16 protein-coding genes and 1 tRNA gene are annotated in these 23,360 nt (G+C 46.7%); 7 read left to right on the forward strand and 10 right to left on the reverse strand.

Going from position 1 to position 23,360, the window contains the following annotated elements:
* Window positions 1-44: 44 nt before the first annotated feature.
* Entirely contained in the window at window positions 45-695 is a 651-nt protein-coding gene (locus tag ACFSUS_RS17350; protein ID WP_381524760.1) for an HD domain-containing protein, read from the forward strand.
* 518 nt (window positions 696-1,213) lie between these two features.
* On the opposite strand, the gene ACFSUS_RS17355 is transcribed toward ACFSUS_RS17350, so the two are convergent.
* A tRNA-Met gene (locus ACFSUS_RS17355) sits at window positions 1,214-1,286 on the reverse strand.
* A gap of 146 nt (window positions 1,287-1,432) precedes the next feature.
* On the opposite strand from ACFSUS_RS17355, the gene era reads away from it, so the two are divergent.
* The 4 genes from era to ACFSUS_RS17375 all read left to right on the forward strand — a co-directional run bounded on the left by era (window position 1,433) and on the right by ACFSUS_RS17375 (window position 5,291).
* Window positions 1,433-2,353: a GTPase Era gene (gene era / locus ACFSUS_RS17360; RefSeq protein ID WP_381524762.1), complete on the forward strand. Its 921-nt coding sequence runs from the start codon at window positions 1,433-1,435 to the stop codon at window positions 2,351-2,353.
* Window positions 2,354-2,450: 97 nt separating this feature from the next.
* A complete protein-coding gene (der, locus tag ACFSUS_RS17365; RefSeq protein WP_381524765.1) occupies window positions 2,451-3,758 on the forward strand; it encodes a ribosome biogenesis GTPase Der in 1,308 nt (435 codons plus the stop codon).
* Window positions 3,759-3,838: 80 nt separating this feature from the next.
* Window positions 3,839-4,771, forward strand: coding sequence for a DMT family transporter (locus ACFSUS_RS17370; RefSeq protein ID WP_381524767.1), 933 nt, complete (start codon window positions 3,839-3,841; stop codon window positions 4,769-4,771).
* A 211-nt stretch (window positions 4,772-4,982) separates the two neighbouring features.
* The gene (locus tag ACFSUS_RS17375; RefSeq protein WP_381524770.1) at window positions 4,983-5,291 is read left to right on the forward strand and encodes an ArsR/SmtB family transcription factor; all 309 of its coding nucleotides are present in this window, start codon (window positions 4,983-4,985) and stop codon (window positions 5,289-5,291) included.
* Window positions 5,292-5,375: 84 nt separating this feature from the next.
* Here ACFSUS_RS17375 and ruvB read toward each other — a convergent pair whose 3' ends face one another.
* Complete coding sequence (gene ruvB / locus ACFSUS_RS17380) at window positions 5,376-6,404, reverse strand: Holliday junction branch migration DNA helicase RuvB (protein ID WP_381524772.1); 1,029 nt, start codon at window positions 6,402-6,404, stop codon at window positions 5,376-5,378.
* A gap of 99 nt (window positions 6,405-6,503) precedes the next feature.
* Window positions 6,504-9,779 carry a PKD domain-containing protein gene (locus ACFSUS_RS17385; RefSeq protein WP_381524774.1) on the reverse strand — a complete coding sequence of 1,092 codons (3,276 nt, stop codon included), beginning with the start codon at window positions 9,777-9,779 and terminating at the stop codon, window positions 6,504-6,506.
* A gap of 167 nt (window positions 9,780-9,946) precedes the next feature.
* Between ACFSUS_RS17385 and ACFSUS_RS17390 the strand changes: the two genes are divergently transcribed.
* A complete protein-coding gene (locus ACFSUS_RS17390; RefSeq protein ID WP_381524776.1) occupies window positions 9,947-10,975 on the forward strand; it encodes a PorP/SprF family type IX secretion system membrane protein in 1,029 nt (342 codons plus the stop codon).
* 62 nt (window positions 10,976-11,037) lie between these two features.
* Here the strand turns inward: ACFSUS_RS17390 and ACFSUS_RS17395 are convergent, their stop codons facing one another.
* From ACFSUS_RS17395 to fusA, 7 genes are all read right to left on the reverse strand, one after another.
* Complete coding sequence (locus tag ACFSUS_RS17395) at window positions 11,038-12,279, reverse strand: aspartate kinase (protein WP_381524778.1); 1,242 nt, start codon at window positions 12,277-12,279, stop codon at window positions 11,038-11,040.
* Between the two features lie 142 nt (window positions 12,280-12,421).
* Window positions 12,422-14,356, reverse strand: coding sequence for a 1-deoxy-D-xylulose-5-phosphate synthase (gene dxs / locus ACFSUS_RS17400; protein ID WP_381524780.1), 1,935 nt, complete (start codon window positions 14,354-14,356; stop codon window positions 12,422-12,424).
* Window positions 14,357-14,581: 225 nt separating this feature from the next.
* The gene (locus ACFSUS_RS17405; protein WP_381524782.1) at window positions 14,582-15,505 is read right to left on the reverse strand and encodes a rhomboid family intramembrane serine protease; all 924 of its coding nucleotides are present in this window, start codon (window positions 15,503-15,505) and stop codon (window positions 14,582-14,584) included.
* Between the two features lie 2 nt (window positions 15,506-15,507).
* Window positions 15,508-16,287: a rhomboid family intramembrane serine protease gene (locus ACFSUS_RS17410; RefSeq protein ID WP_381524784.1), complete on the reverse strand. Its 780-nt coding sequence runs from the start codon at window positions 16,285-16,287 to the stop codon at window positions 15,508-15,510.
* Between the two features lie 35 nt (window positions 16,288-16,322).
* Window positions 16,323-18,353 carry a DNA mismatch repair endonuclease MutL gene (mutL, locus tag ACFSUS_RS17415; protein ID WP_381524880.1) on the reverse strand — a complete coding sequence of 677 codons (2,031 nt, stop codon included), beginning with the start codon at window positions 18,351-18,353 and terminating at the stop codon, window positions 16,323-16,325.
* 217 nt (window positions 18,354-18,570) lie between these two features.
* Entirely contained in the window at window positions 18,571-18,876 is a 306-nt protein-coding gene (gene rpsJ, locus ACFSUS_RS17420) for a 30S ribosomal protein S10 (protein WP_381524787.1), read from the reverse strand.
* Between the two features lie 113 nt (window positions 18,877-18,989).
* Window positions 18,990-21,107 carry an elongation factor G gene (gene fusA, locus ACFSUS_RS17425; protein WP_381524790.1) on the reverse strand — a complete coding sequence of 706 codons (2,118 nt, stop codon included), beginning with the start codon at window positions 21,105-21,107 and terminating at the stop codon, window positions 18,990-18,992.
* 383 nt (window positions 21,108-21,490) lie between these two features.
* Here fusA and ACFSUS_RS17430 point away from each other — a divergent pair, with 383 nt between their 5' ends.
* A complete protein-coding gene (locus tag ACFSUS_RS17430) occupies window positions 21,491-23,281 on the forward strand; it encodes an ABC transporter ATP-binding protein (RefSeq protein ID WP_381524791.1) in 1,791 nt (596 codons plus the stop codon).
* Window positions 23,282-23,360: the final 79 nt, after the last annotated feature.

Below are 23,360 nucleotides of genomic sequence, written 5' to 3' on the forward strand. Positions count from 1 at the left end.
CTGAGTGCCTGGTCGTGTTGTAATCAATTAAAAACCTTGGAACCATGATAAGAAACCAACCTAATGTCGTTGCCGACATTTTAATCCCCGACAGCACTATTGCCAATCAGGCCACGGAATTAATACTCGAACACGGTAGCGAATTCCTTTACAATCATTCTCTACGGGCGTTTTTATTTGCTTCTTTACACGCGAAGCGACAAGCCATTCCTTACGACGTCGAACTCTTGTATGTTAGTTCAGTTTTTCACGACCTGGGCCTCACGCCCCAGTACCGCAGTCCAGATAAACGGTTTGAAGTAGATGGTGCCAATGCGGCCCGTGATTTTCTGAAAAGCCATGGACTTCCACAGTCAGCGTTGCAGTTGGTTTGGGATACCGTCGCCTTCCACACCACAACCGGCATCGCCGAGTATAAAGAAGCAGAAGTAGCGTTGCTCAACTACGGAGTAGCTCTGGATGTAGTCGGCAGAGGCTATGATCACTTATCGGAAAAGCACCGTCAAGCCATTATCCAACAGTTTCCGCGGACTGATTTTAAGAAAACGATTATTCCGACGTTTTTCGAAGGGTTTAAACATAAACCTGATACCACCTATGGCACGATCAATGCCGATATATGTGCTTGTATGACTCCTAACTTTCAAAGAAAGAATTTTTGTGACTCTATTTTGCATTCTCCTTGGGACGAGTAGCCAAACCGTCGGCGCGTGGAAACTACTGCGAGAGCTCCTAAGCAAAGGGTAGCCATTATTGGTCAAAAGGGGCGTGTTCAGTAGTGCGCTAATTCATGTCAGCTTTCATCTCCCATATTGATTCTTGGCGAATTGTCACAATTATTTAATCTAAATGACAATTAAAATGAATACTTGTCGTAAACATTTTACCTGAACAATATGCTATTTGATTATACTGACTGTCAACGTAGTAAGCGGTGGTGCAGAGCGGAGGGGTTACCGCCCTTACGCTAGTTTTTTGTCATTGACGGGTGTGTTCGTATGAATATAAGTATCTTTGAGTATCAATAGGGCTCTCGCCCTATATGGTGTGGATAGAAGAGGAAAGCCTGACTGCGTTGCGGTCAGGCTTTTTGGTTATTATAAATTGATGATAAAAAGACGGTGTATTTATAACTGTGTTATCTAAGGTAAACACTGACCCATAACGGAAAACCCCTGATTAACTTCTTTGTAGTTAATCAGGGGTTTCTTAGTAGCGGGAGCTGGACTCGAACCAGCGACCTTTGGGTTATGAGCCCAACGAGCTACCAACTGCTCCATCCCGCGATGTTGGGAGTGCAAAAGTACGAATACTTTCTACAATAACAACTACCTTTGTCAAAAAAAGTTTTAGCTCTGGTCGGAAACGTTTTCTTCGATGCAGGGGTTGTTTTCAAAAGCCGCTGGTAATCAGTTAGCGGGATCACCTACGTATGAATACAGAAGTTATTGAAAATTTTCCGGCTGACCATAAAGCCGGTTTTGTAAGTATTGTTGGAAAGCCCAATGTGGGCAAATCCACGTTGATGAATCAGCTCGTTGGCGAGCGCCTATCGATCATCACCTCCAAGGCTCAGACTACTCGTCATCGCATTATGGGCATTCTTAACGGAACCCATAACGGTCAGCAGTTTCAACTCGTTTATTCCGATACACCCGGTATTATCAAGCCGCAGTATAAGCTTCACGAGTCTATGATGAGCTTTGTCCGTGGTTCTTTGGAAGATGCTGACGTAGTGTTGTTTGTGACGGACATCTTTGAGCAGCACGACGAAAACGACGTTATTGAGCGCCTTCAGAAGTCAGATGTTCCGATCATTCTGCTCATAAATAAAATCGATCAGGCTACGCAGGCACAGGTCGAGGAGAAGATTGTGTATTGGCAGGAACATTTTAAGGCGCAGGAAATTATTCCGATTTCTGCCCTTAACGGTTTCAATATTGACCGTGTTTTCGAAGGTATCATCAGTCGATTGCCCCAGCACCCGCCTTACTTTCCCAAGGATGAATTAACCGATAAGCCGGAACGATTCTTCGCGTCAGAAATCATTCGGGAGAAGATTTTTCTGAATTACAAAAAGGAGGTGCCGTATAGCAGTGAAGTGGTTGTCATTGGGTTTAAAGAAAAGGAAGACATCATTGTTATCCAGGCTGAGATTCTGGTGGAGCGGGCTACCCAGCGCGCTATTCTGCTCGGCGAAGGGGGTAAAATGATAAAAAAGACGGGCATCATGGCCCGTGAGGAGCTCGAACGCTTCTTTGGTAAGAAAGTATATCTGGAACAATTCGTCAAAGTAGAGCCCGATTGGCGCCAAAAGGATCGCATGCTTAAGCGCCTGGGATACGACGAATAGTGGCTGGTAATTAATCGAAGGTAGAAACAAAGTCGTTTTTGCCCGGTGCTATCCGTAATAGCGGTTTAGCACTCATCAGTAACCACTAAAAATAATCATGGCAAATATTGTTGCAATTGTTGGCCGCCCCAATGTGGGCAAATCCACGCTGTTTAACCGATTGACGGAGCAGCGGCAGGCCATTATGGATAACCAAAGTGGCGTTACACGCGACCGGCATTATGGCACGGCCGAGTGGAACGACAAATATTTTACAGTCATTGACACGGGGGGCTACGTGGTTGGCTCCGAAGATGTGTTTGAAGAGTCAATCCGGGAGCAGGTTGAGATTGCCATTCAGGAATCGACGGTATTACTGTTTGTGGTCGACACCCAAACCGGAATTACTGGTTTGGATCAGGATTTCGCCGATGTTCTCCGCCGAACCCGCAAGCCGGTTTATGTAGTAGCCAACAAAGCCGAAACGGCCGAGCGCTCGCAAAGTGCAGCCGAGTTTTACGCTTTAGGGCTAGGCGACCCTTACCCAATTTCCTCGCAAACGGGTACGGGTACAGGGGACTTACTCGACGAAGTTATTAAGCATTTTCAAACTGAAGGCGTCGAAAATCCTGATGCTGGCATTCCGCGCATTGCGATTCTAGGGCGGCCTAACGTTGGAAAGTCGTCGTTCCTGAACGTTCTTACTGGGCAGGAACGTAGTATTGTTACTGATATAGCCGGTACAACCCGCGACGCCATCGACACCCGTTATAGAGCTTACGGTAAGGATTTTATTTTAACTGATACCGCCGGTATCCGACGTAAAGCCCGTATTGATTCCAATGTTGAGTTTTATTCGGTTCTCCGGTCCATCAAAGCTATGGAAGACTCGGACGTTTGTATTATTATGCTCGACGCTACCCGTGGACTTGAAGCTCAGGACCTCAACATTATTGGTCAAGCGGTTAAAGCCAAGAAAGGCGCGGTTATCATGGTTAATAAATGGGATGCTGTCGAAAAAGACCATCGTACGGCCGACGTACTGCGCAAGGAGATGATTCAGCGCATGATGCCAATTGATTACCTTCCGATCATCTTTGCGTCGGTGCATGAGAAACAGCGTATTTTCCAGGTGATGGAGAAAGCGATGGAGGTGTATGAGAACAAGAGCAAACGGATCGCTACCTCGAAGCTGAATGAGCTTATGCAGCCTGAGATAGAAAAATATCCCCCCCCGTCACTCAAGGGCAAGCACGTTAAAATCAAGTACATGTTGCAGGTGCCTACACCTTCGCCAACGTTTGTGTTTTTCTGTAACCTGCCCCAATACGTGCAGGAATCGTACCAGCGGTTCTTAGAAAACAAACTACGGGCGCACTTCGATTTCGAGGGCGTTCCAATTACTGTGTTTTTCCGGCAGAAATAATCCTTGTCATCAGTGGTCATTCATCGTCATTTGTCGTAAAATTCGATGGATGGCTACCGATGGCCACTGATTGACTATTAATGACTCCATCAGCCTCCCCCACTCGCTACTGGATTGGTGCCTTTCTGGTATTTCTGGCCGCTTTTTGCTTTGCCACTAAAGGCATTTTGATTAAACTGGCGTATCAGTATCCAGTCGACTCGATTTCATTATTAACCCTGAGGATGCTGTTTGCTTTACCATTCTACGTTGGTATTGCTTTAAGCATAGCCCGTAAATCTCCTCCTGTACAATTAACTCTTCGGCAGTGGCTTACCTTAGCCATGCTTGGCATCACTGGTTACTACCTAGCTAGCTTCTTTAATTTTTTGGGATTAGTTTACATCACGGCAAGCCTGGAGCGAATTCTGCTTTTCACTTATCCAACTTTCGTACTGCTAATGAACGCCTTCGGCTTTGGTAGGCGAGTTACCCTGCTCCAGGTTATAGCTCTGTTATTGACCTACGCCGGTATCTTGATTGCCTTTATCGGCAACATTGAAAGCTCGACTCAAAAAGACGTAGTGCTGGGAGCATTCTGGGTAATATTGAGCGGATTTGTTTACGCCATTTACTTAGTGGGTGGTGATAGTATGATCAGCCGCATCGGATCGCAACGTTTCACCTGTTATGCCATGATGGCGGCTACCGTTCCAACTGTTTTGCACTGCGCGTTACAAAATGGTCTGCATTTAGGCGGCTTCCCAACGCCGGTTTATATTCTCGGCTTGAGCATGGGAATTTTCGTAACTGTCATCCCGACGTTCATGATTGCGGAAGGTATCAAACGAGTTGGTTCAGGAAATGCATCAATTATTGGTAGCGTCGGGCCGATTTTCACCATTGTGTTATCAACAGTTGTCCTGCATGAGACCATTAGTACAGGCCAGATTATTGGAACACTTTTAGTATTGACCGGTGTATTTTTTATTGGCTGGAAAGGCAACCGCCAGGCTAAGTCTGTAACTAGTTAATACCTATTATTTGCTCGATGGCGCCTATTGTCTGTTTATTTTACTCTACAGATAAACTTACATTTTACTAATTGACACGTATACATCTCATAATAGGATTGGAAAAACAACCTTTAAATAAAAAAGCTCACGTTCAGCTGGTTAGTAATAAATATATGTGAAATTTTGAGCTAACTTTCACCAAATACACCCGTACGCTACTAGTATGATTATGGCTACTGAACAGGTAATGGACGACGAAAAACGCATCGACAAAGCAGCTTATGTACTTAAGGCTGTCGCACACCCTTTGCGCATAAAAATCATTCAGATGTTGAATGATAACAAGGAACTGAACGTTTCCACAATTTACAAGAACCTTAACGCCGAACAGTCGCTCATATCTCATCACCTGATCAATATGCGTGACAAGGGTATTTTGGATATTCGACGCAGTGGTAAAAATATTTATTACTTTCTGGTTGATACAGCCGTGGCAGAGGTAATAGACTGTATATACAAAAGCAAAATTTTGAATTAATAAAACAAAATCAGCCACACCTGATTGGTGTGGCCGACCGGAGTCATTTACAAAAAAGCCTTCTGCTATCAGAAGGCTTTTTTGTTATCCGAATAGCTCGCCGGTTTTATAATGCGGCACAATACCTAAATGCATGTAGGCTTTTTCGGTGGCTTCCCGGCCACGCGAGGTTCGCTTTAAAAAACCTTCTTGTATCAAAAACGGCTCATATACTTCCTCAATCGTTTCGGCTTCCTCACCGCAAGCGGTGGCGATTGTTGTAAGGCCAACCGGTCCTCCCTTAAACTTATCGATGATTGTCATCAAAATCCGGTTGTCCATATCGTCTAAGCCGTTTTGATCAACCTCGAGAGCACTGAGAGCAATCTCTGCAATATCGACGTTGATGTAGCCATTGCCCTTTACCTGGGCAAAATCACGGGTCCGACGTAACAGGTTATTGGCAATACGAGGTGTACCCCGACTTCGGCGAGCAATCTCATAGGCCCCAGTTTCGTCGATAGGCGTTCCCAGGATAGCGGCCGACCGCTGTACAATAGTAGTCAACAGTTGAGCGTCATAGTATTCAAGGCGGCAACTGATGCCAAAGCGTGCCCGTAACGGCGACGTTAGCATACCAGCCCGCGTTGTGGCCCCAATGAGTGTAAACGGATTAAGCTTGATCTGCACCGTTCGGGCATTCGGACCCGAGTCGAGCATGATGTCAATCTTGTAATCTTCCATTGCCGAGTACAGATATTCCTCAACGATCGGGTTAAGCCGATGGATCTCGTCAATGAATAAGACATCGTTCGGCTGAAGATTCGTCAGCAATCCTGCCAAATCGCTGGGCTTATCCAACACCGGACCGGAGGTCATTTTGATGTTAGCATTGAGCTCGTTAGCAATGATGTGCGACAGCGTTGTTTTTCCTAAGCCTGGAGGTCCGTGAAGCAGCACGTGGTCGAGCGCTTCGCCCCGTTGCATAGCTGCCCGCACGAATACTTCGAGGTTTTCAAGTACTTTTGCCTGTCCCGTAAAGTCTTCAAACGACAGCGGTCGGAGCGCCCGTTCGATCTCTTTATCGGTGGCGGTCATTCCTTCGTTCGATCCCTTCAGAAAGTCGTTTCGCATGGTTTTGATTGGTACAGACCTGGCCGAAAAACTACTAAAAATCGGTTATTTTAACCAGGTCGTTTCCATCAAATTTACAAAAAAAACAGCACAAATCCGCTACCTAACCAGTAATACTGAGCCCCGTTTAACGACCCTTTCACGCTCGGGAAATGAATCACTTTTGTAGCTAACTACATACGGGTACAACATAGGTGGATAAGTAGCACCTCGGTATGTCCCGTCCCATTTCTGCTCAGGATTATTGCTCACAAAAATCACTTCGCCCCACCGATTATATATCTTGAGTTCATAATCAGTGATGTAAGCAGCAAAGACTTGCAGCAGATCATTTTGGCCGTCGTTATTGGGCGTAAAGGCATCGGGAACATTTACCCTGGGCTCACACAGATTGACAACACGGGCCGTAGCGGTAGCCGTACATCCCTGCGGGTCTGTAGCATTAACAATGTATTCTCCTACCTGCCCGACAGTAACAGCACCCGTATTTTCGTTCAACGCTGGCCAGAAGAAGCTTAGACTATTTCCTCCGCTAGCCACAAGTTGGGTCTTGCCAGCATCACCAACGCATATATACGCGTCTTTGGTTACGTTAAAGACAGGAGCATTAGGCTGCCTGAGGGTAAACGACGTATCAACCTTGCAGAAGTACACCGAATCGGTGACCGTAACAGAATAAGATCCGGGTGGAATAGCCGTCTGTACGTTAGCATCGCCAAGCAACCCTCCCGTACTGTTACTCCATACATACGCATATCTACTAACCGGGGTTGGCGTTAACGCGATTGCCCCATCCGCTGATGTACACGATCTTGGATCGGTGATGGCCGCTCGTAGATTTATTCTGGGCAATTCAGTAACTCTGATTGTATCGGAGTTCTCGCAAACGGCCCCGTCGGCGTCAGTGAACCGCCCCGTAACCGAGTAGTTGCCGGGTTGCGAAACTGTTATATCCCGCGTTGTTCCGCCATTGCTCCACTGAAACTCCCGCCAGACTTGTTGGGGCACGGTCAGCTTAACAGATGAGCGATAACAAACAACGGTATCAGGCCCTAAAGCAAGTGATGGTGCTGGCTTAATCTGCACTTCAATAGTGTCATTTTTAAAACACTCACCATTGGAAGCATACCCGACCACAATGTAATACCCTGGTCTTGTTAATGTTATTGTTTTTTGCCTACTGGCCACCACTCCGTTGACCACCCAGACGTACCGTTCAGTCTGAATCTTAAGATCAAGCGTAATACCTCTTCTATTACAAATGGCCGTATCAGGTCCTAAGTTGACATCCGGAGGAGTTTGTAAGATGGTTAGCGTATCCTTGATCAACGTGTCTTTACATATACCACCGGCGCTAGTCCTGGTAACTATTCGTAGGCTGATGGGGTATTGCCCAGGATTCTGATATGGGTGTGTGATTGGGTTAGTAGCGGTCGTTGAAACAGGTCGGCTGCCATCGCCAAAATCCAGAGTATACGTTTCTTTTAGCTTAGGGCAGTTGGGACCAATCTGAAACACGGTTGGTGCATTGGTACACGTATCGCTATACGTTATGCCAGGACCGCTGGAGTTATCATTGAAGTTAGCCACCAGGTTAGGTAAACCCAACTGACTGGTCTTACCCCCCAACGACTGCCCACCCGGATTGAATTGCAAACTGTCTAATAAACCACCATTAGGGTTTTCAATCGTACCGAGCGAGTTACTGCCTTTGATAGCTACGTAAATTCGCCCATCCGGTCCAATCTGAACGGAGCCGTATTGTCGGGTGGTACTACTATCCACGACCGTTCGGGATAGCGCAAGCAAGGTGTCTTTTTGATTTAAATCATACTTAAGAAGATACGACGAGCCCTTCTGACTACCATCCGCATTGGTATCAGCCAGCATTGTTACGTACAAATTTTTGCCGTCGGGCGAAAACTCGACCCCGTACGCTTTGGGGGGCGCTGGCCCTAAGTCAAGCGTTCGATTAAAGGTGAGCACACCCGTCGAATCGTTGAACGTATACAAATCAACGGAGTTTTTGGGCGGTCCCGGAATAACAACCGCCATTGGGCGATTTCCTTCTTTACCACCAGTTGTGTCGGCAGGGCCAATTTTTATATAGCCTTCGGCATTGGTCAACGAGTCGATCACCTGACCACCTGTGTACGTTTTAGGGCTGGTATCTTCACTTCGGGTTAAGTGGCGAACTTCAAATTGATTGGTGCCATAAATACGGGTAATCACCCAATAGGTTGAATCCCGTTCGTTTTGTACTGATGCCGACTGCTCGGTACCCCGGTTTGTAACAGGAATGTTTTTTTCGACAATGGCTCCTTTACCACCGTTCTGCCGCATATCAACGATACTGTACGTTAGGGTCTTCTGCCCCCGAATTTCGGATGTGGTGTAAACGTAGTAGAGGTATTCGCACCCTCGGCACGTTGGCTTCGGGACAATCAAGGCCGACTGCGTTGATTTTTGATTTCCCCCCAATGGTATAGGGGTTGCCGTTGCTGCTGAATCGCGCGGATCAAGCGATTTCAGCGGCTTCCCATCCTTATCGAAAATCGTAATCCCGTCGGTATAAAACAGCAAAATACCTTTTGTATTAGCAATAGAGGAAGACCCTTCGATTGTACTCAGCTTCCCATCGTCAATCGGCTTAGGCGTTCCGCCACCGCTAAAGTCAAGACCTGCGTTTTGCCCAAAATACCATTTTACTCCCTGTGATTCTTTCTGTTCACCACAAACGTCAACATTGATCCGATCTTGATAAGAGCAGCCAGTATTAGGATCAATTGCTTCAACCGAGTAACAACCTGAACTATCAACTTGAATGCTTTGGGTGGTATCGCCTTTGGGGTACCAGAGGAACTTATAGCCTGAAGGAGGAGGTCCACTAGCGTACGGATCCAACGTGATTGTTTCACCTTTACAGATTGTAGTGTCTGTTCGCCAGTTAGCGAAAGGTTGAGGGCGATTATATACTTGGACAGTTCTTGTAATAGTCTGCGGAACACCGTTGATCGTCCGAGTTAGTCGAACGGAGTATTGACCAGCAGTCTGAAATACGTGTCTAACTACAGAATCGCTTTGTACGGTAACAGGACTGCTACCATCACCAAAATCCCAAATACGTGTTGTAACACCAGCTCGCACGCTATCAGTAAATGTTGCTGAATCAGCCTTGCATTCTTGATCAGGCGCGCAAAGTTTCTTGAACTTAAATCCAGTCTGTGCCTGAGCTGTGCCTAATCCTGCCAGCAGGAGAAGCACCACCCAAAGGCCAAGTAAGTGTAGTGTTCGATTACTAGAAGTTAACATGGAAAAACGCTGAATAAGCCCGCCACTCAAATTCCTCCCTCGACATAACAACAACGGGGGCATTACGTTAGTATAAACGAAGCTGTTCTGTTAAAATTTTATCCTCTGACAATCAGGAAAGCGCTTAAAATTCACCTAATTTTATAGACTGTTGTGCTCCTAAATACTTCGTTTGATTTCAAAACGTTGCAACATTGAAATTGGCCCAGTCTTTGCCACGATTACCCCATATGATTAAGAAATATGTACTGACGATTTTAACGCTAACGCTGAGTCGAATGGTCTTCGCGCAAGACCCTCAGTTTACGCAATTCTACGCGGCTCCCCTCTACTTAAACCCGGCTTTTGCAGGGTCGGCGCTGGCTCCGCGCATTACGGCTAACTATCGTAACCAATGGCCGGCCATCACGAACTACGTTACAACGATGGTTGGCCTCGACCACTATTTCGACAAAGTCAATAGTGGGGTTGGGTTGTTGATTCAAAATGACAACCAAGGTCAAGGAAGGATTCAATCAACGGAGATAGGGTTGCAATACTCCTACCAATTTCAGGTGAGTGAAACGTCGTTTATACGACTAGGGCTACAGGGGTCATATGTAAACCGAAATATTAACTACTTTGGTTTAACAACCGGCGATCAGTTTACCGACCGGGGCTTTATAACGGGCAGCGTATCGGGCGACCCGATCTTTAATTCGTCGCCCAAAAACCAGTACCTCGACTTCTCCACGGGTGGCTTGTTTTACTCCGATTGGTTCTGGATCGGGGCAGCAGCGCATCACATCAATCGCCCGAACCAGGATTTCTTTGTCAATAATCAGAACAGGTTACCCATCAAAGGTAGCTTTCAGGCAGGTTTACGCATTCCGTTGGGAGGGTTTACCGGCTTAGTCGATGAAATGGATCGTGAAATCAGCTTTTCGCCAGTGATCCTGTACAAATTCCAGGGGAAATATGACCAGTTAGATTTGGGCGCTTACTTAACGTACGCTCCGCTGACCGTTGGAGCGTATTACCGCGGTATTCCGTTCAAAAAGTATAATCAGACGATCAATAACCACGACGCTGTTGCTCTGCTGGCTGGTTATCGTATGGACAAGTTCTCGATTGGGTACAGCTACGACGTTACGGTATCAACGCTGGGCAACAGTGGAGGTTCGCATGAACTATCACTCTCATACATCTTCGAGAAGCCAGAAGGGCGCCGGTCTGGTGTTCGCAAACGAGACAAGAAGCTGCCCTGCCCCAAATTCTGATACGATTCAAGTAGCCCCAACACCACAACGGCAAAAACGGTTTACCTGAGCTATATGAGCTACTATCCCAAATCTCGTACCACTAACTGCACGGTGTAACGGCTTTTTTGCTCTAGGAGAAGCTTCTTATTAACCAAGACGCGATCAATCGTGCTTTGGTCATAATAACGGATTGTGATAAGCTCCAAACCGTCATTGTAGGTTACTCTAAAATTTTGCTTTAGCTGGGCTAACAGATTAGGTACCCGGTCTGGATTGTTATCGACAACTACTGAGAAGCTGATGGCCGTATTCTGCATCAGATTGATTTTCACTCCGGCATCGGCAAACTGCCCGAATATTCGGCTTAGGTTGTCTTCGGCAATAAACGAGAAGTCGTTAGGGTGCAGTGATATCAATACTTGATTCACTTTAAAAATAAACGACGGAATTGATAAGTGTTGTTCGAAAGCACCAATGACCGTCCCCGGCTTTTCTGGCTCCATAAACGACCGGACAAACAAGGGGATACTCTTGTTCTGCAGCGGCTTAATGGTTTTAGGATGAATTACAGTAGCGCCATAATAAGCCAGTTCAATAGCATCCTGATACGTTATTTTTTCTAACAGAACCGTTTCATCAAACCACTTTGGATCAGCGTTTAACACACCTGGTACGTCTTTCCAGATAGTAACGCTCTCGGCATCCAGGCAATACGCGAAAATGGCGGCTGTGTAGTCTGAGCCCTCTCGCCCAAGGGTAGTTGTGCGTCCATCAGAAGTCTGCCCGATGAATCCTTGCGTTATGGTAGTGTTGTTTTGACTTACAGCTTGCTTAATTCGCTGATTGGTTGTTTCCCAATCGACACGTCCTTCACGAAAGGTGGCATCAGTGCAGATGAGCTGTCGAGCATCCGCCCAACGGGCGGACAAGCCAGTCTCTGTCAGGTAAGCCGCTACGATCTGAGTAGATATTACTTCGCCTAACGAAACAATCTGATCGTAAATCTCATCATAAGAGCCAATCGGTGGCTTACGTAGGTAAGTTTCTAAACCTGCAAAAGTTGTATCAACTTTGGAGAAATCACCAGACAGCTCGCTAATGATATTGGTATGATATGTCTGTATATCCTGCAAATGGGTATCAATCAAATTTCTCTGCTGACTTACATAGGCACGAACCAATGCTTCTAGCGCATTTGTCGTTTTTCCCATTGCTGAAACAACTACAACGGTATTCTGGCCTTGTGTCTGAACAATATTAGCCAGGTTACGAACACCAGCCGCATCTTTTACCGAAGCTCCTCCAAATTTGAAAACTTTCATAGAAAATAATAGAACCGCACTGTCGGCCCGGATGGACCACGCAGATTATACGGATCAACACTGGTCTTATTTCAAGGTTACCGTGTCGATCTGTATAATCCGTGTGGTCCGTCCGGGCCGACAGCGCGGTTCTATGTTAGTGTTAAACTGCTACCGGCTGACCCGCAAAAAGTAGCTCTCGAACCGCTTCTGCAATGCCTTGCGGATCAAAGCCGCACTCGTGATGCAATTCGAGTTGCTCACCGTGCTCAATTACGGCATCTGGAATACCTAACCGCTTTACTCGTGCCATATAACCATGGTTTGCCATGAACTCCAATATGGCACTGCCAAAGCCACCCATAACGCAGCCATCTTCAACAGTAACTACACGGTTAAAGCGGCTAAAAATCTGGTGCAGAAGCTCTTCATCCAGCGGCTTTACGTAACGCATATCGAAATGGGCTGGCTCGATACCTTCTTTGGCCAACATTTGTGCAGCCTCAACAGCGTAATTACCAATATGACCAATAGTTAATATGGCTACGTCTTTCCCATCCGCAATCATCCGGCCTTTACCAATTACTTGCTTTTCAAAAGGAGTACGCCAGTTTGGCATAACACCTTCTCCTCTAGGATAACGAATTGTAAAAGCCCGCTTGCCTTGCTGCACCTCATCGTATTGCGCTGTGAACATCATGTTACGCAGCTCCTGCTCGTTCATAGGGGCCGCCACAATCATATTAGGAACACAACGCATGTACGCCAAATCATAAGCGCCGTGGTGCGTTGGGCCGTCAGCGCCAGCAAAGCCAGCTCGGTCAAGACAGAATATAACGGGCAGTTCCTGGATACACACATCGTGAATGACCTGGTCATAGGCCCGCTGCATGAAAGTTGAGTAGATATTACAGAATACGACTTCGCCCTGCGTGGCCATACCCGCTGAGAAGGTAACAGCATGCTGCTCAGCAATTCCTACATCGAAAGCCCGGGTTGGCATAGCCTTCATCATTATGTTCATTGAAGACCCTGACGGCATCGCTGGTGTAACGCCCACAATCCGGGCATTTTGTTCAGCCAATTCAACTAACGTATTACCGAATACGTCTTGATATTTCGGAGGTTGTGGGGAGTCGTAAACTTTTTTCTTGATAACGCCAGTCACTTTATCGAACAGCCCTGGCGCGTGCCATTTGGTCTGATCTTTCTCGGCGGGCGCATATCCCTTCCCTTTCACGGTAAGAACATGAAGCAGCTTAGGACCCGGTATGTTTTTTAGATCGTCGAGAACGCTCACCAGATGGTCGATATCATGACCATCAATTGGGCCAAAATATCGTAAGTGCAACGACTCGAACAAATTGCTTTGTTCAAGCAGCGATGATTTTATACCCGACTGCACCTGAGAAACTAACTCCTGGGCTGTTTTGCCCAGTTTATTCATTTTGCCTAATAAATTCCAGACCTCATCTTTTACCTTGTTATAGGTGTGTGAAGTTGTGATATCCGTTAAATACTCGCGTAGCGCACCAACATTGGGGTCGATGCTCATGCAGTTGTCATTCAGAACAATCAGCAGATTACTGTCTGTAGCACCGGCGTGATTCATCCCCTCAAAGGCCTCACCAGCGGTCAGGGCGCCGTCGCCAATAACAGCGATATGATTACGCTGGGTATTTCCCTGGAGCTGCGAGGCTACAGCCATTCCCAGAGCCGCTGAGATCGACGTAGAGGAATGCCCTACGCCAAACGAGTCATAAACGCTCTCTTTTCGTTTCGGAAATCCCGACAGTCCCTTATAAAAGCGCTGTGTGTGAAACCGGTCACGTCGGCCCGTCAGAATTTTGTGTCCATAAGCCTGATGGCCTACGTCCCATATAAGTTGATCGTCGGGCGTGTTGAATACGTAATGCAGAGCAACCGTTAATTCAACAACGCCAAGGCTAGCGCCGAAATGGCCACCGTAAACCGAGACATCGTCAATAATGAACTGGCGAAGTTCGTCGGCAACCTGAGGCAAAAGAGATTTATCGAGTTTACGAAGTTCGTCGGGCGTGTTGATAGTGGCCAGAAGACTGCCGGGGGTAATCAGCATGGTGGTAGCAGAAAAGCGTCTGTCTTACAACAACAAACGTACAGAATACAATGTTTCCTTCGGTGGTTGTCCCATAAATTTAAGCAGCGAAAGTACGAATTGATTTACGATTTACCGCTAACATTTAACCTAATGCAAGGCCGTCAGATGTATCAAACGAACAAAGCCCTTCGATCGAAGGGCTTTGTGATAGCAAATCGTACATCGTAAAGCGCAATTCGTAACTTAATTACGTTGGCTGGCTCGAAATAGTTTTTGTTTCTCCTCGCGGGTGAGACTTTCATAGCCAGAACGAGAAATCTTGTCCAAAATAGTATCGACTTCGTCTTGATCGGGCGTTGAGATCGATGATGATGCCCCGCCCGCTGGTACGTATGAACTAGCCTGCGTATTCGCGTTGCTCCGCTGGCGATACGATACTTTCACGGCTGGCTTAGGCTTGAGCAGATTGCTCCAACCATCAGCCACCCAATAAATTGGACGACCTAAGTCTGTACCATTCTGCAACAACTTAACATAAGCAAAGCCCATCAGCGCTCCTCCTAAGTGAGCCAGGTTCCCTCCAGCGTTCATACCAGCCGATTGGGCAATCGACAGGACAATGAAGAAGAAAACAATGTATTTAATACGTACTGGTCCAAAGAACAACAGATGAAAAGTGTAGTTTGGCAGCAATGTAGCCGCTCCAACCGCTACCGAAAAGGCAGCCGCCGACGCGCCCAACATGCGGGCGGTATCAGCCTGGTCCTGGAAGTATGGGACCAGATTGTACATAAACAAGTACAATAAGCCGCCTGCTAAGCCCCCCATAATGTACAGACCGATCAGCCGACGATTACCCAGATACTCGTCAATCAGGCGACCAAACCAGTACAAAAACAACATATTGTAAAGAATATGAAAGATCTCGTCGTGTGCAAAAAAGTACGTAAATAGAGTCCACGGTTTATGCAAGAAGGCACCGATGGTACCAGGAATCATGATTTGTTCCCGGATTAACCAGTAAACGCCGTCTTCTCTAGCCATTGTCAGACTTATCTTAGTCAGCAACAGCACCAAAAACACAACAGTATTAATTAAGATCAATTGCACCAACGTATTGTTGGGCTTATTGAATTCGCTTCGAAAATCATCTAACAACCCGCTCATTACTAATAAAACGTTTTCCGTTGTGAACCCCAGTATTTTATCAATATAAATGCAAACAACATGCCGCCAATATGGGCAAAATGAGCTACGTTGTCAGCTTGTGCACGATAAACGCCCGAATAAACCTCATAAGCTCCGTAGAAAATAACGAGATACTTAGCTTTGATCGGTATAGGTAGAAACAATAAAAATAATTCAGTGTTTGGAAACAGCAGGCCAAAACCCATTATCACGCCAAAAATCGCACCTGATGCGCCAACCATGGGCTCGTTAACCTGATCAGCGTAAATTCGATTGACTAATTTTAGCGTGTATTCCTGCGTGGTAGGGTCGCCAGGGTTTCGCTGAAATTGTTCAACTAAAGTGATAATCCGATCATACAACGACGGTGCCTGGTTGTCGATAAATGCCAAAAAAGCATCCGGCGTTGGGTTGGCCCGATAATCACGAACCGCTTCATATACGTCACGTATTTCAAAATAGTTTACTCCTGAAAAGAGTAGCGCAGCTCCAAAGCCACAAAAGAAATAAAAGAACGTAAACCGCTTAGGTCCCCAGTAGCGCTCTAACATTGGGCCAAATACAGCCAAGCCAATCATGTTACTAAAAATGTGGCTCAAACCACCATGCAGAAACATGTGTGTTAATAGCTGGATGGGATTAAACTCGTCGGAAAGAAACGAGTGTAGGCCAAACTGCTGAATGATATTTTCGTTCGTAACAAAAAAAACCAGTACGTTTATAACCAATAACGCACGGACTACGGGGGTAAGAGCAAACATCTTATTTTGACAATTTACCCTGAATAACCCAAATGTCAGCGAAAAAGTCCCGCAATCTTATCTAACGTTAACATCACCGTCACAGGCTCGCCATTTGGTGTGTAGCTTGGGTTATCGGAAGCAAATAGCTGATTTACCAAAGCCTTGCATTCAGCCGGCCCTAAACGCGTAACATGCTTCGCTGCCGAACGCCGGGCTAATGACCGGGCCAGCGATTCAGCTCGATCTAACTTCAGTCGCCCGGTATCAGCCCGCAGTTGAGCCAACAGATTTGCGAAGAGTTCTTCTTCATTTTCACCGGTTGTCAGGGCTGGTACACCACGAATAACAAACGTATTTTGCCCGAGCTCATCAAATTCGAAACCCAAATTTATGAGATCTTCGCGTAGTTCGAGCGCTAACTGAAAATCTACGGGTGTTAAGGTAACTGTTTTAGGGAACAAGAGTTGCTGAGAAGAGCCGGTTCGCTTAGTTAAAGCGGCATGAAATTGATCGTATAAAATTCGTTCGTAAGCGCGACGCTGATCGATTAGCAGCATTCCTGATTTAACAGGTGCTAATAAATAGCGATTCTGCAACTGAACAATGTTTTCATCATCAACCGCTGGTAGCGTTTCTTCTTGCCTTGTCTCGATAACCTGTAATTGATTAGCCCGGCTGCCGAGCGTGACATGTTCACTTTCGTTGGACTCTTTCTCCGAAGGCTCTTGCTTAGCCGGTCCTAACCAATCACCGGGCTCTACAGTAGAGCGGTCTGGATTCTCGACTCCCACCACCCCTTCATACAACGCTTGCCAGTTATTGACTGACGGACGAGGATTAGGCCTGCCAGGCATATCGAAACTGCTGCCCGCTGCTTTATCTAACGAGCTATTCCGAGATGAGCTACGCTCAGACACCGCTTTAGAAGTTGAATTGGTGCCGTTGTCCTCACTTGGCGTACTTACAGACCATGAGGTAGTTATAGGCTTTGGCGTATCTGATTTTGCTTCTGTAGAAGCAGGCTTAACAACTCCTCCAGAACGCCCCCCAGACAAAAAATTAACGTCGGATTCGAAGTCCAGCGAGGGTGCTAAATTATACACACCCACTGCCTTCCGAACGGCCGCCATCATAATGGCATACACAGACCGCTCATCGTCGAATTTTATTTCTGTTTTGGTAGGGTGAATGTTAATATCAATGTGCGACGGGTCAATATCAATAAACAGCACATAGAACGGATGACTTCCTTCGGGCAGGGTGCCTTCATAAGCCCCCACTACGGCATGGTGCAAGTAGTTATGCTTAACGTATCGGTTGTTGACAAAGAAAAATTGCTCATTCCGGGCTTTTTTGGCCGACTCAGGCTTACCAATGTAACCGCGTACTGTTACGTAAGGCGTTTGCTCTTCGCAAAAATTCAGTTGCTCCCGATAGCTCTTTCCAAACATATCGATAATGCGACGGCTGAGCTTGCCAGCGGGGAGATTATAAATTTCCTGATCGTTGTGAAAGAGCGAAAAGCCCACTTCAGGGTTGGCAAGCGCTATACGTTGGAACTCGTCGATAATATGCCGCATCTCGACTGAGTTAGACTTCAAGAAGTTGCGTCTGGCCGGAACGTTGAAGAACAGATTTTTGATCAACAGGTTCGTACCTGGTAAACACGAAATTGACTCCTGTGCTTTAATGTCAGAGCCTTCAATCCGGATGAGCGTCCCAAGTTCATCTTCGGCCCGACGTGTGCGCATCTCGATCTGCGCCACAGCAGCAATTGAGGCCAGCGCTTCCCCGCGAAAACCCATGGTGCGAATACGAAACAGATCGTCAGACGAACGGATTTTGGAGGTAGCGTGCCGTTCGAAGCTCATACGGGCGTCCGTCTCGGTCATACCTACGCCGTCGTCTACTATCTGAATTAAATTCCTTCCTGCTTCACGAATAATAACTTGTACTGATTTAGCCTTAGCGTCTACTGAATTTTCGAGCAACTCTTTCACGACTGACGCTGGCCGTTGCACTACCTCTCCAGCCGCAATCTGGTTAGCAATTGAGTCGGGTAGTAGCTGAATTACATTTAACATGGCCATGAACTCTCATTAACGCGGCTATTTGCCGTGATGTACAATATAACAAGAAACTAGGTAAGGAGTCTTATAATTCAAATAAAACATATCCTTTTTTAACCTTTCCAACCATAAACGTACAAGCAAACAAGCGGTGAAAGCAGCAATGCCGCAAGCTCGAAACGCTGTTGTCTCGCACTTGCGGCATGCTTTAAGCCGTTACATGTGTAAATTGTTAGACTTTGATCTCTACATCAACCCCACTTGGTAATTCGAGCTTCATCAGCGCGTCTACAGTTTTAGCACTGGTGCTATAAATATCGACTAGCCGCTTATAGGTGCAGAGTTGAAACTGCTCCCGCGCCTTTTTGTTGACGTGTGGCGACCGTAATACGGTGTAAATTTCCTTATCCGTTGGTAACGGAATCGGCCCGCTCACGACAGCACCTGTCGACTTCACGGCCTTTACGATCTTCTCAGCTGACTTGTCAACCAGCATGTGGTCGAATGACTTCAGCTTAATACGAATTTTTTGGCTCATTGTGTTGTGGTTCGTTATGTGTTAAAATGAGTACCGCCGAAAGAACCATTTACTCCGACAGCACAAAAAATGGGCAATGACTCGTATAAATCACTGCCCAATATCTAAAAGGCTTACGCCTTCACCGTTCCTTTTTCTTTAGCAACAACCGTATCTGAGATGTTCTGTGGCACAACTTCATAGTGCGAAAACGTCAGGTTAGCGGTAGCACGTCCTGAAGACATCGTGCGCAGGTCTGTTACGTAACCGAACAGCTCCGATAGAGGCACATCGGCTTTGATCACTTGTGAACCAGCCTTAGTGTCCATACCTTTCATCACACCCCGACGACGGTTAAGGTCACCAGTGATTGGACCGGTATATTCTTCCGGTGTCAAAACTTCAACCGCCATAATCGGTTCGAGCAGTTTTGGACCGGCCTGGCGAGCCGCTTCACGGAAGCCCAGACGAGCTGCCATTTCGAACGAGAGCGAGTCGGAGTCAACGTCATGGTATGAACCATGGAATAGTCGAACCTTCATGCTTTCGAGCGGGAAGCCAGCCAACGGACCGTTTTTCAGCGATTCGTCGAAGCCTTTCTGTACGGCAGGAATGAATTCGCGAGGAATCACACCACCTACAATACCGTTTACAAACTCCAAGCCTGGCTGCACTACACCCGTTTCGTCTTCGCCACGAGGTCCAAGTTCAAACACGATATCGGCAAATTTACCACGGCCACCCGTTTGCTTCTTGTACACTTCACGGTGTTCAACGTTCTTAGTCAGCTTCTCTTTATAAGCCACCTGTGGAGCTCCCTGATTCACTTCTACCTTAAATTCACGACGCATACGGTCGATGATGATTTCGAGGTGAAGCTCACCCATACCACGAATGATGGTTTGGCCGGTTTCTTCGTTCGACTCAACTTTAAGGGTTGGGTCTTCTTCGATCAGTTTACCAATAGCTTTCGAAAAGTTATCCTGGTCAGCTGATTTCTTCGGCTCGATCGCGTAACCAATAACGGGATCCGGGAATACCATCGACTCAAGAACGATTGGGTTCTTTTCATCCGATAACGTATCACCCGTTTTGATATCTTTAAATCCAACCACAGCGCCGATATCACCAGCTTCCAGACGCTCGATCTGGTTCTGCTTATTAGCGTGCATCTGGAAGATACGAGAGATCCGCTCCTTATTGCCCGAACGGTTGTTCAGGATATAAGAACCCGACTCCAGCACACCTGAATACGAACGAACGAAGCACAAACGACCTACGTAAGGGTCAGTAGCAATCTTGAACGCCAGTGCCGAGAACGGCTCAGTTGAAGATGGTTTCCGAGAAATTTCTTCGCCTGTGTTCGGGTTGGTTCCTTTAATGCTCTCCTTGTCCAACGGCGATGGCAATAGAGCCATTACGTAGTCGAGCATGGTTTGAACGCCCTTGTTCTTGAACGACGATCCGCAAAGCATCGGCACGATTTTCATGGCGATCGTTGCTTTACGCAAAGCAGCCAGGATTTCATCCTCCGAGATCGACTCAGGGTCTTCGAAATATTTTTCCATTAACGAGTCATCGAATTCGGCTACTGCCTCGAGCAGTTTTTCGCGCCATTCGGTGGCTTCGTCAATCATATCGTCCGGGATGGGGACAACCTCAAAGGTCATGCCTTTGTCAGATTCGTTCCACACGATACCCCGGAAGTTAACGAGGTCAACAACTCCTTTAAAGTTGTCTTCTTCGCCAATTGGCAACTGAAGGGGAACAGCATAGCTGCCCAACATTTCCTTCACCTGCTTACACACGTTCAGGAAGTCGGCACCAGACCGGTCCATTTTGTTTACGAAGCCCAAACGAGCCACGTTGTAATTGTTAGCCAGACGCCAGTTGGTTTCTGACTGAGGCTCAACACCATCAACAGCACTGAACAGGAACACCAGACCATCGAGTACGCGCAAAGAGCGGTTAACTTCAACGGTAAAATCAACGTGACCCGGTGTATCAATGATGTTGATGTGGTATTTTTTGTCCCGATAGGTCCAGTCAACAGTCGTAGCAGCTGAGGTGATCGTAATCCCCCGCTCCTGCTCTTGTTCCATCCAGTCCATCGTGGCGGCACCGTCGTGAACCTCACCGATCTTGTGGCTTACCCCGGCGTAATAGAGAATGCGTTCGGTTGTGGTCGTCTTACCCGCATCAATGTGGGCAGCGATACCGATGTTTCTCGTGAAATTTAAATCGCGAGCCATTAGCTTGTTATACTGAGAGTTATTTAATTCTAAACAGCGGGAAGGGGCCAATCAGTTCGTCCAACGGCACCTTTTACGAATCAGGTCGCAAAATTACTGAAAGCCAACTAGAAAACAAAAGGAAGATCATGAAATATGAAGGCTTACTTGCTAGTATACACAGCCGCTTAAGAGAAGACACGGGCGCAATATCTCCGCTTGGCATGCTTATATGAATGCACAGGGCATCACTAAATGAACACACCCTGGGTAGCTCATTAAAGAAATGTTAAATCCGTCAATGTAGAATAAAAATTTAGTCGATAGAAGAACCTTACTTTCTAGGTTTTTGTACAAATTTGTAACACGATTCCGGGCTGGAATCATTACCGTAACTTAAGATCATGCAAAACCCCTACCTGGCCTTACTCCGCACGGCCTGGCAGTATGCACGGCAGGAAAAAAAGCAGTATATACTTATATACGTTTTGTTCGTGCTAGCTAACATTGTAGCCGCTTTACATCCCCTTCTCTTTGGTTGGTTTGTTGAATCTGTTCAGCGTAAAGGCACTGATGTTATGAACATCGTCTACCTATATGCTATCGGTTTCATGACCTTAAAAGTAGTAGAATGGGCGTTTCATGGCCCAGCCCGTGTGCTCGAACGTCGGCTGGCTTTTAACCTTAGCCGTAACTTCCTCGATGAGCTCTATCATCAGACATTGCACTTGCCTGTTAGCTGGCATAAAGATCACCATAGTGGCTCAACCATCAACCGTATCCGGAAAGCTTATGATGCCTTGAAATCGTTCTTTCAAAATGGCTTTATGTATCTGCATGCCCTCTCTAAGTTTTTGTTCTCGTTTGGAGCTATGCTGTACTTCTCCCCCGCCTTCGGCCTGATTGGCGTGGCATTAGGAGCCTTGACGGTGTACGTTATCCTTCGCTTCGACCGGCCATTTATCAAGGCCCTCGATGAGACCAACGAGCGCGAACACGTTGCGTCATCAACCTTGTTTGATAGCTTATCAAATATTGTTACGGTTATCACACTTCGACTAGAGAAACGCATTGAAGAAAGCTTCAACGGCAAGATTGCAGCCATCTTTCCGCCGTTTATGCGTCAGGTAAAAATTAACGAATGGAAGTGGTTTGTAGCCAGTATGCTGGTGGCATTGATTTATGTTGTTATTGCATCAGGCTATGTCTACCAGCATTACATTCCGGGACAGGTATTTTATATCGGAGGCCTGGTAACGCTGCTGGGTTATGTTAACCAGTTTACGAGCGTTTTTAATGACGTAGCGTATCAGTATACGCAGATCGTGCAATATAATACGGATGTGCAGACGGCACGGGGGATTGGTGAAGCCTATGCTGAACATGAGCGATTAGATCCTCAAGCATCGTTACCCCAACAGTGGCAAACTATTACGTTATCCAATCTGAATTTTTCGCACAGTAGTTTCGGGGCTACCAAGCGTGATGTACCTGCATTGCGCGATGTAAGCATTCAACTCAGCCGAGGCAAGCGGGTGGCGTTTATCGGTGAAAGCGGTTCGGGTAAGAGTACCTTACTCACCTTACTGCGGGGCCTTTACTCGACGGAGCCGGGCTTGTCGATACAGGTTGATGGTCAAGGCTATTCTGATATGAAGATATTGGCAAACACGGTGACTTTGTTTCCGCAGGAGCCTGAAATTTTTGAAAACACCATTGGCTATAATATTACGCTTGGCCTGCCCTTTGATGATGCCGAAGTGATGGATGTTTGCCAGACCGCGCATTTCGCCGAGATCGTAAAGCACTTACCTAATGGGTTAGAAACGAGCATTCAGGAGAAGGGACTAAACCTGTCGGGTGGTCAGCGGCAACGGTTAGCGTTAGCACGAGGTGTGTTGGCCGCACGTACCAGCGACATCATTCTTCTGGATGAGCCAACCAGTAGCGTAGATCCTAAAGCGGAGTTTGAGATCTACCACAAAATGCTGCATCAGTTTTCGGACAAGGCTGTCGTGTCAACGCTGCACCGGTTGCATCTACTCCCAATGTTCGACTATATATACATCTTACGCAGCGGTCGAATTGTGGATGAAGGTAGCTTTGTAGACCTCCGACAAAACAGCGCTGTTTTTCAGGAAATGTGGGCTCATCAGAAAGAAGCCATGCAAACCGAGGAGCGAGTGGCAGCCTAAATAAGTAGTCAGCAGTGGTCAGGTATTGCCAATAGTCTTACTTCCCACAACTTTTGACAATACCTGACCACTGCTGACC

Source organism: Spirosoma soli (assembly GCF_042684525.1).
Classification (GTDB): Bacteria; Bacteroidota; Bacteroidia; order Cytophagales; family Spirosomataceae; genus Spirosoma; species Spirosoma soli.